Source organism: Methylobacterium sp. WL103 (genome assembly GCF_008039885.1).
Classification (GTDB): Bacteria; Pseudomonadota; Alphaproteobacteria; order Rhizobiales; family Beijerinckiaceae; genus Methylobacterium; species Methylobacterium cerastii.
The window spans coordinates 1-526 of record NZ_VRUX01001233.1 but is presented as its reverse complement, the minus strand read 5'-3'; the positions used below and the strand labels follow the sequence as shown (position 1 = coordinate 526).

General features: G+C 73.4%; 1 protein-coding gene. It reads right to left on the bottom strand.

Annotated features, from left to right (window positions below; translation table 11 throughout):
* Positions 1–263: 263 nt before the first annotated feature.
* Positions 264–526, bottom strand: a 263-nt coding sequence (locus FV222_RS30815) for a hypothetical protein (RefSeq protein ID WP_210248529.1), incomplete at its 5' end; no start/stop codon positions are given.

Below are 526 nucleotides of genomic sequence, written 5' to 3'. Positions count from 1 at the left end.
GGCGGGCACGGCGTGCCCGCGGAGTAGCAACGGCCCTTGGGGCGTGGCGGCGCCGGTCGCACGCCGCCCCGCGGCGACGATCCTCGTGGACGCTGCGGCAGGATTTCGTTAAGATTTCCATCGAGGCAGGCTGCGTCGGTCGCGCCGCCGTGGCCATCCGCCAGGGAGTGCGCGATGTCGATCGGTGCCGGTGGAATTCTCGGGGCGACGCTGATGCTGGGCTTGGCGCTCGGTCCCAGCGCCGCCTTGGCGCAGGCCTCTCCTCAAGGCGCCTGGACCGACCCGCCGGCGCGCAGCGCCGCCCCCGCCGCGTCAGGCCCCGCTGCCGCGAGCCCTATTGCTGCAAGCTCTCCGGCTCCCGTGAAGGAGCCGGCTCCGGCGACAGTAAGCGCGAGCCGTCCGGCGGAGGGCCAGTCCACATCGAGAAGCGTGGACACGAAACGTACGGAGACCGCGAGCAAGGCCAGCGCGCCGGCACGCGTCCGCCAAGCCGCGAAGCCGCCACGCCAGCCGATGCGCGAAGCGC